Annotated in this window: 10 protein-coding genes and 1 pseudogene; 1 reads left to right on the top strand and 10 read right to left on the bottom strand. The window is 58.6% G+C overall.

The annotated features are described in order from the left end of the window. The 8 genes and pseudogenes from P2Q66_RS11110 to P2Q66_RS11075 all read right to left on the bottom strand — a co-directional run. The coding region (locus tag P2Q66_RS11110; protein WP_275728034.1) for an FdhF/YdeP family oxidoreductase at positions 1-1,877 on the bottom strand (1,877 nt) is incomplete at its 3' end. 442 nt (positions 1,878-2,319) lie between these two features. Beyond that, a complete protein-coding gene (locus P2Q66_RS11105) occupies positions 2,320-2,568 on the bottom strand; it encodes a hypothetical protein (RefSeq protein WP_275728033.1) in 249 nt (82 codons plus the stop codon). Positions 2,569-2,653: 85 nt separating this feature from the next. Then, a pseudogene (gene folE / locus P2Q66_RS11100) lies at positions 2,654-3,254 on the bottom strand (GTP cyclohydrolase I FolE). A gap of 602 nt (positions 3,255-3,856) precedes the next feature. Next, the gene (locus P2Q66_RS11095) at positions 3,857-5,233 is read right to left on the bottom strand and encodes a glycine cleavage T C-terminal barrel domain-containing protein (protein ID WP_275728032.1); all 1,377 of its coding nucleotides are present in this window, start codon (positions 5,231-5,233) and stop codon (positions 3,857-3,859) included. A 401-nt stretch (positions 5,234-5,634) separates the two neighbouring features. Further along, the gene (locus P2Q66_RS11090; protein WP_275728031.1) at positions 5,635-6,759 is read right to left on the bottom strand and encodes a zinc-binding dehydrogenase; all 1,125 of its coding nucleotides are present in this window, start codon (positions 6,757-6,759) and stop codon (positions 5,635-5,637) included. A 43-nt stretch (positions 6,760-6,802) separates the two neighbouring features. Beyond that, entirely contained in the window at positions 6,803-8,290 is a 1,488-nt protein-coding gene (locus P2Q66_RS11085) for an aldehyde dehydrogenase family protein (protein ID WP_275728029.1), read from the bottom strand. A gap of 345 nt (positions 8,291-8,635) precedes the next feature. Next, complete coding sequence (locus P2Q66_RS11080; RefSeq protein ID WP_275728028.1) at positions 8,636-9,376, bottom strand: class II aldolase/adducin family protein; 741 nt, start codon at positions 9,374-9,376, stop codon at positions 8,636-8,638. Positions 9,377-9,747: 371 nt separating this feature from the next. Continuing rightward, positions 9,748-10,683 carry a LysR family transcriptional regulator gene (locus P2Q66_RS11075; protein WP_275728026.1) on the bottom strand — a complete coding sequence of 312 codons (936 nt, stop codon included), beginning with the start codon at positions 10,681-10,683 and terminating at the stop codon, positions 9,748-9,750. 176 nt (positions 10,684-10,859) lie between these two features. Between P2Q66_RS11075 and P2Q66_RS11070 the strand changes: the two genes are divergently transcribed. Continuing rightward, a complete protein-coding gene (locus P2Q66_RS11070) occupies positions 10,860-11,108 on the top strand; it encodes a hypothetical protein (protein ID WP_275728024.1) in 249 nt (82 codons plus the stop codon). A 960-nt stretch (positions 11,109-12,068) separates the two neighbouring features. Here P2Q66_RS11070 and P2Q66_RS11065 read toward each other — a convergent pair. Further along, on the bottom strand, positions 12,069-12,944 hold the full coding sequence (locus tag P2Q66_RS11065) for a bifunctional 5,10-methylenetetrahydrofolate dehydrogenase/5,10-methenyltetrahydrofolate cyclohydrolase (RefSeq protein WP_275728022.1): 876 nt from the start codon (positions 12,942-12,944) through the stop codon (positions 12,069-12,071). A 2-nt stretch (positions 12,945-12,946) separates the two neighbouring features. Next, entirely contained in the window at positions 12,947-13,861 is a 915-nt protein-coding gene (gene purU, locus P2Q66_RS11060; protein ID WP_275728020.1) for a formyltetrahydrofolate deformylase, read from the bottom strand. Positions 13,862-15,274 lie beyond the last annotated feature (1,413 nt).

Raw genomic sequence — 15,274 nt, 5'->3', positions numbered from 1 at the left:
CGGGTGTCCCGGGGCGGGTTGGGCAGCACGAACCCGTTTTTGGTCCGGACCCGGGCGTTGAAGTCCTCGAAGCCGGGCAGGACCCGTTCGATGTGGTCCCGGATCACGTCGTAGTCCTCGGCCATGGCCTTCCAGTCCACGGAGTGGTCCGGGCCAAAGGTGGCCTCAGCCATCCGGGCTACGATCACCGGCTCGGCGAGCAGGTGCTCCGAGACCGGCGTCAGCCGGCCCTGCGTGGAGTGGACCACGGACATGGAGTCCTCCACGGACAGGAACTGCGCGCCCTTGGGGTGCTTGTCGTCCTTGTCGGTCCGGCCCAGGGTGGGCAGGATCAGCGAGGTGCGGCCGTGGACGATGTGGGAGCGGTTGGGCTTGGTGGAGATGTGCACGGTCAGCCCGATCCGCTGCATCCCTGCCTCCAGCATTTCGGTGTCGGAGCAGGCGAGCGAGAAGTTGCCGCCCATCGAGACGAACACGTCCACCTCGTTGCGTTCGAACGCCTCCATGGACTCCACGGCGTCGTAGCCGTGGTGCCGCGGGGAGGTAATGCCGAACTCGGTGTCGAGCGCTGTGAGGAGCCATTCCTTGGGTTTTTCCCAGATGCCCATGGTGCGGTCGCCCTGGACGTTGGAGTGGCCGCGCACGGGGCAGGCGCCGGCGCCGGGTTTGCCGAAGTTGCCCTGCAGCAGCAGGACGTTGACCATTTCCTTGATGGTGTCCACCGAGTGCGGCTGCTGCGTCACGCCCAGCGCCCAGCAGAAGATGGTGGCCTTGGACTTGATGAGCATCCCGGCGACGGTCTCGATCTGTTCCCGGGACAGGCCGGTGGCCTGCTCGGTCTCGGCCCAGTCCAGCTCCTTGCGGGCGTCGCGGTAGGCGTCGAACCCGTCGGTCTGGGCGGCGATGAAGGAATGGTCCACGACGGTCCCGGGGTTCCGTTCCTCCTCGGCCAACAGCAGGTGGCCCAGCGCCTGGAACAGGGCCAGGTCACCGCCGACCTTGATCTGCAGGTACTCGTCAGCCAGCGGAGTGCCGCCGCCCACCACACCAGAGACGGTCTGCGGGTCCTTGAAGTTGAACAGGCCCGCCTCGGGCAGCGGGTTGACCGCCACCACCTTGCCGCCCTTGTCCTTGCATTCCTTCAGCGCGGACAGCATGCGGGGGTGGTTGGTGCCGGGGTTCTGGCCCACCACGAAGATCAGCTCCGAATCGTGGATGTCCTCCAGGGACACGGTGCCCTTGCCGATGCCGATGGTCGGGTTCAGTGCCGAGCCGGAGGACTCGTGGCACATGTTGGAGCAGTCCGGCAGGTTGTTGGTGCCCAGCGCCCGGGCGAACAGCTGGTACATAAAAGCGGTCTCGTTCGCGGTCCGGCCCGAGGTGTAGAACACGCAGCGGTCCGCAGTGGTAGCCCGCATGTGCTCACCGATCAGCTCGAAGGCATCGGCCCAGGAGATCGGTGAGTAGTGGGTGTCACCCTCGCGGATGACCACCGGTTCACTCAGCCGGCCCTGGTTGCCCAGCCAATACTCCGTCTTGGTGGAGAGCTCCGCGATCGAGTGCTTAGCCCAGAACTCCGCCCCCACCGTACGCAGGGTGTTTTCCTCGGCCACGGCCTTGGCGCCGTTCTCGCAGAACTCGGCGGCCTTGCGCTTCTTGTCCGACTCCGGCCACGCGCAGCCCGGGCAGTCAAAACCGCCGCGCTGGTTCAGCCGCAGCAACGACTGGGCCGTGCGGGTCACACCCGCCTGCGCCACCGCACGTTCCAGGGCGACCATCACGGCCTTCACGCCGGCCGCCTCGGTCTTGGGCTTATGGACTTCGAGGTCGTCCTCGTTGATGTCCGCAACGGGTGCGGGCTGCTTACCGAACTTCATTGTTCCAACTTCCTTACCGGCATACGTCCTGCCGGTCCAGTTGCCTGCTTGTCCCCTGCTTGCTTTGGGGCGCCATTAAGGCGCCTCGTATTCCCGGCGCGCACCGCGGGACTCTGCGGGAAGGGCTGCACCACAATGTTCGGGCAGGGTGAGAGTAGCGTCAAAAGACCTAATTGCGTGCACTGGTGCGCATATGGCTGGTCCAATCTGTTGTTGGCGCTCCGAGTTCTGACCGTGCTGGCCAGGGACGCGCAAATTGAATGGGCAAATGCTCGACCCCACTACATAAAGGACTGCAACCTATCCATCACAGTCTCAGAGAGGCAGAGTCGTAAGCCATTGAAACTGCAGAGTGGATTCCATGGTCCCTGGTTGGCCACAGCCATAACTTCTTCCAACCGGGTAGGGACGAGCAGGACGGTTGCCTCGCTGCGAGTTCCCTTCACACGCTATTGGGATGAGGCCGTATGGTGCTGCGGGCTGGGTGCATGATGCAGCGTTCGCGGATTTCACCGAAAGCTACATCTTGGTGGAGTTCGACAGTGAACTGATAATAGCTGTGGCGTGTCACCAATATCCCTAGACGTCGTCCCATAATGCTCTGCTGCTGGGCCAGCGCGACGGCCCTGTTGAGTTTCTCCTCTATCTGAACCGGGGACATGCCGTTAATTACGGATACTAGATCGTTCATTGGTCTCCTGTCCTCGTCGGTGCCAGTCGTTTTGGGCATAGCGGTGTACATTCTCTGGAAACCCCCTCATTTGGCGGTGGTCTCGCTACCTTCGAAGAATCAGCTTCATGGCCTCTGCCCTTGTCGCCTCGTCTCGCAACTGACCGCGCACAGCGCTAGTTAAGGCCTTGGCGCCGGTCTTTTGAACGCCCCTTAATGAGATGCATAGGTGGTCGCATTCGAGGACGACAATGGCACCCCGCGGTTTAAGCTGCGTGATAAGTGCGTCCGCGATCTGGGTAGTGAGGCGTTCCTGGACCTGAGGGCGGCGGGCGAAGGCGTCCACAACACGGGCGAGCTTACTGAGGCCGGTGACCCTTCCATGGTGGGCGGGAACGTAACCGTCGGGCCACACCTTGAAACGGGACCAGGTGATGCTCGCACGTGGAATAAAAAGGGATTTCCTTCACGAGCACAAGCTGGTCGTGACCTATGTCGAAAGTCGTTGAGAGGACGTCGGTGGGATCAATGTGAAGGCCAGCGAACATCTCAGAGTAGGCTCTAGCTACACGTGCCGGGGTCTCTGCCAAGCCGCTACGGTCTGGGTCCTCCCCTATGGCAAGAAGGATTTCGCGAATGGCAGCTTCGACTCGAGGAAGATCTACGCAGCTGACCTCAAACTCGTCCCGGGGTGCCTCGGTAGGCATTCCATGATTGACGTTGCCGCACAAGTCCTGGCTCATGATTCCTATTGTTCTCAGCTTGCAGCCTGTTTCATCTGATGGCAGGGCTTTTCTCAGGGGCCTGAGAATAGGGAAACGGCTGGCTCGGCTGCCATGCCGAATCCGTTCTCCATGTACTCCCATTAGGGACGGCCGCCCCTATGTTCTGGGCCTGAGAAGGAGACCTTCCTAATCGCTGCCAGTACGCGAGCAGACATTTTTGTAAAGAGAGCGTTGCACGCACAGCCTGCCAGATAATTTCCTGCCAGTTCGCCGTCGAGAAGAACCACGGCCCACTGACCGCCTATCGGGACAAGCGACCCCTGCGGGTCATCAACAATCGGGATCACGTGCGTCTCCATTTGAATGGCGAGACCAGGCTTGGCCCGCACTCCGTTTCCAAGCTGTACGGATCGGAAATTCGGCGGCATGTACATTCACAAGGTCGTCCAGCAGTCGGCGGGGATCCGCCTGGTCGCACCAGTCTATGCGACCAGACTGATCCTCCTTTCGGGACTGCTTCAGCTGCCTGCTCGGTGCTGCACGGCAGAAAGCATCAGCAGCTCTCGACGTTTCCGGGATGGGCGCTACTGGGCGGTAGCACCTTGGGCAGCCAATTCAACGCGGCGGAGGTCAGGCTTGAATGGAAGCTCGATAACAGTCGCGCGGATCTGGCGCTGCGGCTTGTTAGGCTCTCCCCACAGCACCGTTAGTTCACGCCCAACCTCAGCAAGGCCGACATCGATGTGCCCGATTGAGATCATTTTGCGGAGGAACGGACTGTAGACCCGCGACGTTGACACTCCTACCTCCTTACCGTCCTGCAGCACGTGGTCCACAGAGAGTGTGAGGTTGCGGGGCAAGTCCATGGGCGCAACGGGCTCATCGTCAAAGATGGTGGCGTACACATCGACTACGTCCTGGTTGTTCCAGACAAGGCCGATCATCCGGCGGGCAGGCCCTCCTTCGTCGCGCTGTTTAATGAGCGCCTCTCGGCCTATGAAGTCGTGAGTGTCCAGAGATACCTGGCTGAACCAGCCAAGCTCGGCTGGTGTGCGATGGAGATCCGAAACTTCTTTCGGCCTGAAGCTTCCCGAGATGCGGGAGCGGGCCGAGGGGTTAATCTGGGGCTGACCTGCTGTGCCAACCGCGGCGGAAACAAAGTCGCGGTCGTTGGTAGCTATCCCGGCCTCGACGTGGGAAATCATTTGGGCCCGGACGCCGAGCTGTTTAATACCAAATGGGGTTCCGACCTCTACGACTGTGGACCACACGGAGTTCCCGGCTGCTGAGGGGCCGTGAAGCTCGTACCCTATTTCGCCGGAGACACCGGTCCTGAGCACCATGACGTCTGCTCCGGCAATCTGGAATGTTTCCCACTGGTTGAAGCGCAAGTGGCCCAGCTTGGATCCAGTGACTGCTTCCATGATGGCCAGTGACTGCGGGCCTTGTACGGAAAAGAGGAAATAATCTGCGGAGTCAACTTCGGCCTTGGCGTCCCAGCCTCCCTCCTCGAGCATGTAGTAGGTCCAGTAGGCGCTTCCGCCAGTGAACCAAAATTCGTCTTCGGCGACGCGGTAAAGGACGCCCTGTGCAGCGATCATCCCGTTTTCGTTGACTTGGACGTGATGTTTGACCCGCCCGACTCCGAAGTTGCTGAGATCATTTGTACCGACGTAGCTGAGGAACTCGAAGGCTTGCGGACCTTTGATCTTGACCTTAACCAGGCCGCTCCAGTCGCCGATGTAGGCAGTGTCGTGGAAGGACCGGCCTTCTTCGAGCCAGCTGGTGTATTCCCAGGGCAGCCAGATGGGTGCCCAGTTCCAGAGCATCCGGCTTCCGTTGGAAGCGTCTTGGGCTGCCGCTGCCGGGCTAAAAACTGCAGGCCTTTCGACGTAGAGAGCCTTTCCCTCGGTGGTTGCTTTCCAGGCTGCCCGGTGGGCTTCGATGTTCAGTTCAGTCATGTTTTCTCTCCTTAGCAAAATATTTGGTTAACCTGATACGCCGGGTGGAACGAGTGTGATTGGGTAAGCGCCATCCACGGCGGCTGCACGGCGCGTTCATCCAGACAAGTGGGACTGGTGTGATTCCGGGAAGGTGCGCGAGCGTCTTAGGTGGTTCGTGCCCCAGCCCACCTCGCGGCTTCCTGGGGTAAAAATCCGGGATTTGTTGTTTTTGGTCTGTGTTCACGTCCTGCAGCAGCTGGCTTCTTTCGTCGTCAGCTACCTTCTTGGTGGGCACGGACGAGAGCCAGTGTGATTGCAATGGCGGCAATGCAGGTTAGGGTGGCGAGATGGGGGGCAAAGTGGAAAAACACGTATGGGACTGATCGGAGTGGCCCGGACCCAGTTGTAGCGGGTGGCCTTCAGCTGGTGGGCAGTGAAGGCAGAATGACCGGTTTGATTTCGGTCATCCCTTCCATCCCAGCAAGAGCGGCGTCGACCTCGTCCAGCCTGTATCTCGAGCTGAGGAGGTCCCCGAAGGAGAATTCGTTTTCATGGGCTTCCAGGAAGCTCAACGCACGGTAATAGTGGGAGATATCACCGCTCATTGTTCCGGCCACAGTGAGTTGGCGGAGGTTGAAATAGGTAGGGTGAATTTCCGCTGGACGTGGATCTGAAGCGCCGAGGACGAGATAGCGGCCACCTCGCCTAATGAGGTTCATTCCTTCCACGAAGGCAGGATTGACCCCACTGCATTCGACGACCAAATCAGCCCCGCGGCCGTCAGTAGCGTCAAGAATCTGCTGTTTACGTTCGCTCGGGTCTGTGTTTAGTACGTCTAGAACGATCTCGGCTCCCCAGCGCTTGGCAATATCCAGGCGAGCGGCAGGGGCGCCTATCATGATAGTTCGGCAGGCGCCGGACTTGATGGCATAGGCCAATGCGTAAAGTCCTACAGGACCGCTTCCCTGGATAACCACGGTGTCCGTTGTCTCAATCTTTCCGATCTTCTCGTACCCGTGAAAAACCGTCCGGAAAGCACAGGTTGCCGACGCCAATACCGCAGCATCAACGTGAGCGGGAGCCTTGACGACACTGCATTCGGGCATAATGTAGGCGTATTCGGAGTAGCCTCCGGTCAGGTAGGGCGATTTATCGGCCGGCCCCCAACCGTACATACGGGCGTTTTCGCATTGCGTCGGCTGCTTGGCTGTCGTGCACCAGTAGCATTGCCCGCACCACGCGTAGGACCACGCGACACGGTCCCCCTCAGCAAGGGGACGATTGAGTGCATCAACCTTGCGGTCCCGGCCTAGGGCGACCACTCGACCCACGATCTCGTGGCCAAGCACTAGTGGAAGTTTAGACATCCCGGTGTCGGCATACGAGCCTCGCCAAATGTGGACGTCAGTGCCGCACATGGTGCTTGCCTCGACCTTGACGAGAATGCCGCGGGGCTCCAGTTCCGGCACTGGGAGCGATTGCATTTCCAGTGGCTTGTTGTATGCAACGAGAACCGCAGCAGTAGACTCCCGGGGGAGTGACATGGTTGCCTCCAATTAGATATGAGGATTCAGACTGAGTCTGGTATTACAGTGCAATGCTGACGGTTTTGAGTTGCGTGTAACTCTGCAACTCCTCGATGCCCTCTTCAGAATCGGTGCCGCTATTGCGATGGCCCGAGAATGGCGCTCCTAGGTAGTGGCTGCCGGTGCCGTTGATCCACACGTAGCCTGCATCAAGCTCACCTGCTACGGTGAGTGCGGTTTTGATGTCATTCGTCCAGACTGCCCCGGTCAGTCCATATGAAAGGCCATTTGCCTGCTCGATGACTGAGTTGAGGTCCCGCCATTTAAGCACTGACAGAACCGGCCCGAAAATCTCTTCTCGGGCTATCCGCATGCCCATGTTGACGTCCGCGAAGACCGTTGGTTCCACGAAGAATCCGTCTTCGTACTGTGCCCCCCGGGGCCGGCCACCACCGGTCACCAAACGAGCACCGTCATCTTTGCCGGCCTGAACATAGCCGGCAACTTTGTCGTATTGCTGCTGAGAGACTAAGCACCCCATCTGTGTAGTGGGGTCAAGCGGGTCGCCGATCTGAATGGAACGAAGTCTCGTTACGAGACCCTCGAGTACCGCGTCGTGGATGTCCTCGTGCAAGAACAACCTCGTGATGGATCCGCAGGATTGACCTTGGCACCAGTGGCAGTTCATACCGGACGCTGCACCCTGAATCACGGATTCGATATCAGCATCCGGGCAGACAATCATTGGGTTCTTGCCGCCCAGTTCCAAACTGATTTGTTTGACGCCTACAGAAGCTGCGGCTGCCTGCACACGTCTCCCCGTCTCGACACTTCCGACGAGTGACAAACGCTTCACGTCAGGATGTTTGACCAAGGCGTCCCCAGTAATCGCCCCTGTACCGGTGACCAGATTCACGACGCCCGGGGGGAAAACTTCCCTGACGATTTCCGCCAGAAGCAGCGTGGACAGCGGAGCCTGGTCTGGTGCCTTCAACACAAGAGTGTTGCCCATTACGACAGGTGCTCCGATTTTGGACGCGGCGAACATAATCGGGTGGTTGTAGGCCACAATTCGGCCGACGACTCCGTAAGGTTCGCGACGCGTGACAAGCCAGTTACGGTTCGGGGAGGGAAGAGTTGATCCCTTGACCTCGAAAGCGACACCCGCTTGGTAGCGGAGCATTTCTGCGGCGATATTCACGTCACCGACCATTGCAGTCACTGGGTTGCCTACGTCAGCTGCATCCAGAAGGCCTAGATCCTGGGACCGCTCTTGAAGCTTGTCAGCGAAAATCCTGACCAGAGCCGCCCGCTCTACCAGGGGAGTGTCACGCCAGGAAGGAAAGGCTGCCTTTGCAGCATCAACGGCCCTATTGACGTCATCTGTGCCGGCAAGAGGAACATCGGCGAGGTGGCGGCCGTCGTGGGGAGACGCCGTGGCCATCGTTTCCCCTGAGAGTGAGCCTACGAGCTCACCGCCAATGAGCATCTTCCACTCTCGCTTAAGCAAACCATCCAAAGCCTGCTGATTATCCGAAACCGTGTTCACAGAGCCCTCCTCGTTGAGTATCGAAACCAAATCTCGCGGCTTCCTTTGACCACGGTAGGTCCCATCCGAGGCATAGCACAAATAGAAAGAACGGTGGAGATCATAGCCATACAGCTATATGCCGGGCCCGCAGAACGGTTCAGGCCGAAAGGCCAGCAGGACCAGTGATCAAGAGATTTATGTTTGGACCTAGAGGACTTACGACGAGGTCGTTTTTGTGCTCGGGCGATCACTTTGCTGGCCGCACCTCGTCATCGGTACTTAGTTTGTCCGACGTTTCTAGTGCCTGACGGAACCGCGGAGGCGAGCCCGCTTTCGAAAGGGCCGGTCGCGCAAAGAGGGCTATCAGCGCGGGGCGGCCAGCCCAACTTCATATGCCCAAAAGTCCCATGCTCGCTTTACTTGAGTTGCGTTGCTGGCTGCTGCGGCTGCTGCTTCGTCCTGCAGCAGATATGTGGGCGTCCCGTACGCTTCTGCTTGTGCTTGGGCCTGGGCGTTCACTTCCGCATATATTGCCCGGAATACCACTTCCTGGAGGCTGTCCCCGACCGCAACGGAACCATGGCCACGCATCAGTGAAACGCTTGAGCTACCTATTGTTTGAGCCAGCGCCCTTCCCAAATCCGCGGAGCGAATCAAGAGGTCGGAGGCATCTCCAGCCGCATCGCGGATCTCGAAGACCGGCACGTTGGGAGGGAGAAAACCCGCCATGTGCATTATTGGGCGGAGCGGACGCTGCGAAACGCTGAACGGAATGACCGAGGGAGAATGGCTATGGACCACAGCCTGGACGTCGGGGCGAGCCTTGAATAACTCGGCATGTATAAACCGCTCAAGATAGCTGGGCCGGGGGTCGTCGGTGACTGCGTCGAGGCTAAACCGCTGGATATCTTCTTCCCTTACTAGTGCAGGGGCGAGGTTGCGGGACAGCAGGAAAGAGGATGGATCCTCCGCAGAACGCACACTGACGTGGCCGAACGCATCGAGGATCCGGTTGTGGAAAAGAATGCGGTTAGCCACAACGAGCATCGACCGAAGCGAATCATCGTCGGACGCTTTCCGGTCTAACCTCTGTGGACTGTTCATGAATTGTCTCCTCCCTTGATTGCCCACGGGAGTGAGGCATGGGTGTCCCGACGGCAGGTTTCGTTTGCCTCACGTTCGTTTCTGAACGCGCCGATTGGAAATCGAGGAAGGCTCTGGCCGGACAAGTGCGACAAACAAGTCGCCGTCGTCTTCCTGGAGCCGCCCTGTTCAAGCAGTAGCGTCGCGGCAAATTCTGCTCTTCCAGTCTTCGACGAGACTAGGCGCCTGCGGGAACCAGGTCCAATACAAAGTACAGCTGCAGCCATAGGCCAATGGCTATAGCAGACGAGTCGGTATCCAAATTTTTAGCATTGTATTGGCCCTGCTTCGAGCGCTAACACTTGACGAAGGACGGGGACCGGTTGGCGCTACTACCGCGTGGTCAGCGGTTTGGGCCGACGTTCGATGTATTCGGAGATTGCCTTGACGACGGTCTGTTGCGCTGCAGGGAAATTTCGGCCTTTGCGGTATACGAGATAAATGGGCACCGTCACGTCAAGGCCCCGTACGGTCACGGCTCGCAGCCGGCCGCTCTCCAGCTCATCAGCTACAGAGGTGTAGAACATCAGCGCTACACCCATGCCATTCTGCACTGCCCGCTTCATTGCTTCAGGATGCCCAAGCTCCATTACTATGCGCCGGCTTTCAAGCCCGACATTTGCCAAGTGTCCTTCGTTCAGGGAACGCCTCAGGAAACCTTCGGGGAGTTCAACGAAGTCCAGCCGGGCCAACTCCGCCAAATCGATCTCGTTGGAGTGAGGTGCACCGGACGGCGGGGCCACCAGAATGAGCGGCTCTAGGCCGAGGGGTTCGCCCGTGAGCCCAGGGTTTGAAGGCGGCGATTCGGCTATCATAACAGCGAAATCGCTGTGCCCAGTCTCTGTTGCATCTATGGCGAGATCGGAGTGATAAATGTTCAGGGTAACTTCGATGTTTGGCCATTTGCGCCGCAGCTCACTAAGGGCCGGTGGAAGCAGGTAACTGCCCACAGACATGCTCGCTGCTACCGACACGGACCCGCTGGTCCCATCCGCCAGACCATCCAAATAGCGAGACAGCTCTTTTGTCCGCGTATAGAGGTCTATGGCCCAGGTATATACCGCCTCGCCTTCGGAGGTTAGCTTAAGATGGCGTCCGTCCCGGCTGAACAGCTTATTTCCTAGCCGCGTTTCGAGGGACCGGAGGTGGGCTGTGATTACCGGTTGGGCCACGTGGAACGCTTCCGCCGTTTTCCCTACGCTGCCGGACTCCACGACAGCCCTGAAGACCTCCAGCTTGTGGAGTGTGATTCTGGTATCTACCGGCACTTAGATCCTCTTTTCCCAGAGTGTGCGCGTGCGCAGGCGATGAACCTGGAGGTCCAGCATTGATACACAACTATATATGGGTTATACGAAGTATTTCTATTGGAACTATGGCTCCCTGTTGCCTAGGGTTTGATCGGAAGTATTCGTAAGGACCGCATGGAGTGCAGGAGGTATTTATGATGGGTCTCCAGCAAGATTGGTCCTACAATGTCACCGACCTCCCTCCGGGGAAGCTACCACTCGATTGGGAGAGCTTGGTGCCGGGGCAGCTCGTCGAAGTTTGGGCGCCTGGCCGGACGCCGTTTCAGGCCTACTTTGATGAGCGGACAGGGGATGCCCAGGCGGTGTGGCTCATCGAGCGTGGGATGGGCAGCCGGCGGCTGTTTCTGATCGATGAGGCCTGCCTTTGCCTCGTGTCGTCTTAGCTGCACATCCAGCAGATAAACGCATCATTGTCCCGCGGCCACTGCCATTAGGTGCAGTGATGACGGTCGCCGAAGGCTCCGTACGAGTTCGTCAACCTTGAGCAGTATTTCTTCATATTCTGAATCGGGGTCGGACAGAGCAGTGATGCCTCCTCCTGCGCCAGTGTGGGCTTCCGCGCGGCGTCGACTACTAGGCTTCGGATTGTCATCGCCAGGTCGGCCTGTCCGTCCAACCTATGTAGCCAAAAGCACCCGCGTACAGGCCCCGAGGTGCATCGATACTCAGTACGCCCCCGTGGCTCGGGCTGCGTCGTCGGATCTCCGAGTAGGTCGCCGCTATGTCCCGTGTCCCCAGGATAATGCTTCCGGCGTCAAGCAAAGAACGTAGGCATTGCCTTCCCGAATTTCTTGCTGACATGACTTAATTTTGCGGATATAGACCTCGCGTGACTCGCCACATCACCGGCGGTGTAGTCGTCGCAGGGGCCTTCCTGTTCAGGAAGACGAGCGGATTCAAGAAGCAAACGATTCATGCTGTCACACCACCCCGGCGCCCCTCCAGGATGGTTGTCAGGCTCTTCAGCTCGACGGAGCCGGTGAGGTTGTCGATGGATAGAGCTTTGTCGACAAAGAGAAATTCAGGCTCACTCGTTCGGGGCGCGCCATTCCCAAGTACGCTTGGTGGTTCTTCCTCGGGAAAAGGAAGCCAACCAACATAGTGACGCGGAATTGGCCTTGGGGAAGGCGCTAGCTGGAGACATCGGCCCCGCGATCAATGATTTCCAGTTACTTCGGATCCCCGATGGCGCATACCGGCTCCGACGTAGCTGCGGCTCTCGGTGCCGCAATTAAGCCAGAAAACATCTTCAAAAACCTGTGAAATGCCCTAAAGACTGACATAGGCTCGGCAGAAAGGGGCAGGAAGTAACAAAGAACTTCGGTTGGAGTTCACTGCTGGCTTTAATCTAGGGAAGGGTTTTTGGTTGCCTGTTCTTCCGCCAGTTGTGCCGCTTTCAAGGTGTTCCGCAGCAGTTCGGCGATGGTCATGGGCCCCACCCCTCCCGGAACCGGGGTAAGCCGTCCGGCCAGGCCTTCGACCTCCCGGAATTCGACATCCCCGCTCAAGCCATCCTTGTCGCGGTGAATCCCCACGTCAACAATGGCAGCCCCGGGCGAGACGTGTTGCCGGCTGATCAGACGTGGAACTCCAGCTGCGGCAACCAGGACATCCGCCCGTCGTGTAATTTCAGCCAAATCTCTGGACTTTGAATGGACAATCGTCACGGTCGCATGCTCTGCCAATAGCAAGCGCGCCATGGGCTTGCCCACCAGTTCGGATCGGCCGATGACGACTGCGTTGGCCCCAACCAGGTCTACGTCGTATTCCTTCAGCAGGGTAATGACTCCAGACGGTGTGCACGGACGCAGCCCGGGCAGCCCTCGGCTGAGGAGCCCGGCACTGTGTGTCGTGAGACCATCAACGTCCTTGTGCCAGGGGATCCGGTCAATGAGAGCTTCTGCATCGAGATGCTTGGGAAGTGGCAGCTGCAACAGTATGCCGGAAACACGGTCATCCCCGGCCAGCTCGTCAAGTAGGTCCTCCACCTGGCCCTGGCTGCAGTTCCCCGGCAGCCTGCGATGAAAGTCGTTCATGCCCACGGCCACCGAAAGTTTTCGTTTGCTGGCAACGTACACTTCCGACGCAGGGTCCTCGCCCACAAGCACGGTTGCAAGGCCGGGAGCGAGAGTACGCTCGGTGTGGACTGCGACTTCCCGTGCTAATTGTTGGCGAATTTTAGCGGCGAGGGCCTTGCCATCCATCAGTTGTGCAGCCACTGTCAGAACACAATCGTTGTATTGCCGTCGCGAACGACGCGGTCTTCACAATGCCAGGTGACGGCGCGGGAGAGCACCATGCGTTCGACATTGGCTCCTCTTCGCATCAGCTGCTTGGTTGACTCCCGGTGCGAGACTCTCACTACGTCCTGTTCAATAATGGGGCCCTCGTCGAGGTCCTTCGTGACGTAGTGAGCGGTAGCCCCGACCAACTTCACGCCACGGTCTTTGGCTTTCTGATAGGGCCCTGCGCCGATGAATGAAGGAAGGAAAGAGTGGTGGATATTGATGATGGGAACCCCTACTTCGTCAAGAAACCTCTCGGAGATGATTTGCATGTAGCGCGCAAGGACGACGAGGTCTACGTTGCCTCGCAAAAGTTCGAGATGCTTCGTCTCGGCCGCAGCCTTGTCACCGGTGACCGGAACGTGGATGAACGGGACTCCGAAGGGACGGACAAACTCGGCTAGGTCCGCGTGGTTGGAGACGACCATAACAATGTCCATCGGAATGTCCCCTCGCCGATGCCGCCACAGCAGGTCAAGCAGACAGTGGTCCGTCTTGGAAACGAAGATGGCCACCCGTTTCCGCTTCGCCGCCTCCGTTAACTCCCACTCCAGAGAGAACGACTCCCCAAGACGCTTCCGGATGTCCTCTTCCAAGGACTCGCGTGCTGCCTGAAAGCCTGGCAGGTGGAAAACTGTCCTCTGAAAGAACCTGCCTCCCTCGATGCCGGTAGTGAATTGATCGAGCGACAGAATGTTGCCACCATGATCAGTTATCAGCTGGGCGACTGCGGATACAATCCCGGGCCGGTCAATGCACCTAATATTGAGCCGTACGATGTCAGGACCGGTTTCCGTGGAAGAGTCCGGATCCAAGGTATTTCTCGTCTGCAAGAGAGCGGTTTCAACCATTACAGCTTGCCTTTCTACTGGATTGGATTGGGTTGAGAGGAAAGATTCTGGCGTCTTCCCGTCGCAGAAGCGGAAACCGCGCGTCAGAGCCGGCACCTTAAGTTCTGCGAGCGGGGGGCATCAGTAAAGGGGCATCGCCATAGTCTGCGAGGAAACAGGCGCAAATCGGAGCAGTGGGGTGTCCTACTTGAACACTAGGCAGCTCGGAGGCATATATCTAATAGAAAATTAGGCGAGATCCATATATGTTCGACTATGTGGCGCTCCGCAGAGGTCGGACAATGAGGTCCGGGCCTAGCGATTGCCAGTGGTGAATTCTTCGTGACCCGGTGGCGGCAGGACACCCTCATGGCCTGCATTGTGGAAAACCAGGACTGCGGCTTCGCCCTACGGAAGCTGCGTTCTTGGCGACGGGCTACCTACTAAGGCTGCAAGGGCAAACCCGCGCCTGGAGTCCCTTCAAACGGGACATTGGCGCGCACCCAAAGACTAGGCGTGTGCAACATGTACGTTTAATACAAGACTCCCTTACATTCCATAGGCCGGCGCCTATGCTTCATGCTCGCTTTTTCCCATATCCCATGTGCGTGAGGGCTGGATTCTTCTTATTTCGTCCCCCGCTAGGCATTGGTTGACCAGGCCACAACGAAAGGCGACCAACATCGACCTATAGCCGGACACCTATGAGTTGCCGCGAAAATCACTATTTGTCCTAACTCAACTCGGGGCATACGGTAAAGCACAACACGCATGGAGTGGTCGGTTGGACAGGTCTTCGAACTGAAAGATCCCGACGGCATGCAGGGATGACCTTCTGTGACCCGATACTTACCTAATCCCACGTCAAGGAGGACATGGTGACTATTGCTCAGACCTGAATTGATCAGCTTCGCGAGACAAAGCAGAAAGGGCTGGGCGGCGATTCCATGTGAAGCGCAGGACGGCAACGACAACGCAAAGCAGCCAGACCACAGCACTACGTGTCTGCGCGGTCGAAATGTCTCCCAGCGCAATCGCTCCCTCAGAGTCCGGTACACCTAGATGAAGCAGCGCGCAACCACGCACCCCCCTCGAACATTCCCTCCCACGCATTGGGAACCCGCCCGAGATCCTTTAAAGCGCGAGCCCAACTCCAGCGTGAGCCAGGTCCTTCCGTGCTACTGGCTGATCGACGCCCTACAGCAGCAACTCGAGTACTAGGACGTGTTTGTGGGTTCCATAACCGAACCAGCGCCTGACCCTTGAACGGTTTTCCGGTCCTCCGCAATTAAGCGTGGTTGGTTTGTGAGCCCCGCACGGGCGGACCGGCGGTCGGTTTTGTTGAAACCAAAGACCAGCCACCGGGGCGGCGCGGACGACATGGCCCTGGAATGCGCCGTCTGGTAATTAGCTGGGTTGACCGGGAGGTGCGTC

Source organism: Arthrobacter sp. Cr_A7 (assembly GCF_029222765.1).
Taxonomy (GTDB): domain Bacteria; phylum Actinomycetota; class Actinomycetes; order Actinomycetales; family Micrococcaceae; genus Arthrobacter.
Note: the sequence above shows the minus strand (reverse complement) of the source record. Positions and strands in the feature narration are given on the sequence as shown.

Excerpts from the sequence above, each read along its gene's own strand:
- P2Q66_RS11080 (WP_275728028.1), bottom strand. The coding sequence starts at position 9,376 with ATGAACAGTCCACAGAGGTTAGACCGGAAAGCGTCCGACGATGATTCG.
- P2Q66_RS11070 (WP_275728024.1), top strand. The coding sequence starts at position 10,860 with ATGATGGGTCTCCAGCAAGATTGGTCCTACAATGTCACCGACCTCCCT.
- purU (WP_275728020.1), bottom strand. The coding sequence starts at position 13,861 with ATGGTTGAAACCGCTCTCTTGCAGACGAGAAATACCTTGGATCCGGAC.
- P2Q66_RS11090 (WP_275728031.1), bottom strand. The coding sequence starts at position 6,759 with ATGTCACTCCCCCGGGAGTCTACTGCTGCGGTTCTCGTTGCATACAAC.
- P2Q66_RS11105 (WP_275728033.1), bottom strand. The coding sequence starts at position 2,568 with ATGAACGATCTAGTATCCGTAATTAACGGCATGTCCCCGGTTCAGATA.
- P2Q66_RS11095 (WP_275728032.1), bottom strand. The coding sequence starts at position 5,233 with ATGACTGAACTGAACATCGAAGCCCACCGGGCAGCCTGGAAAGCAACC.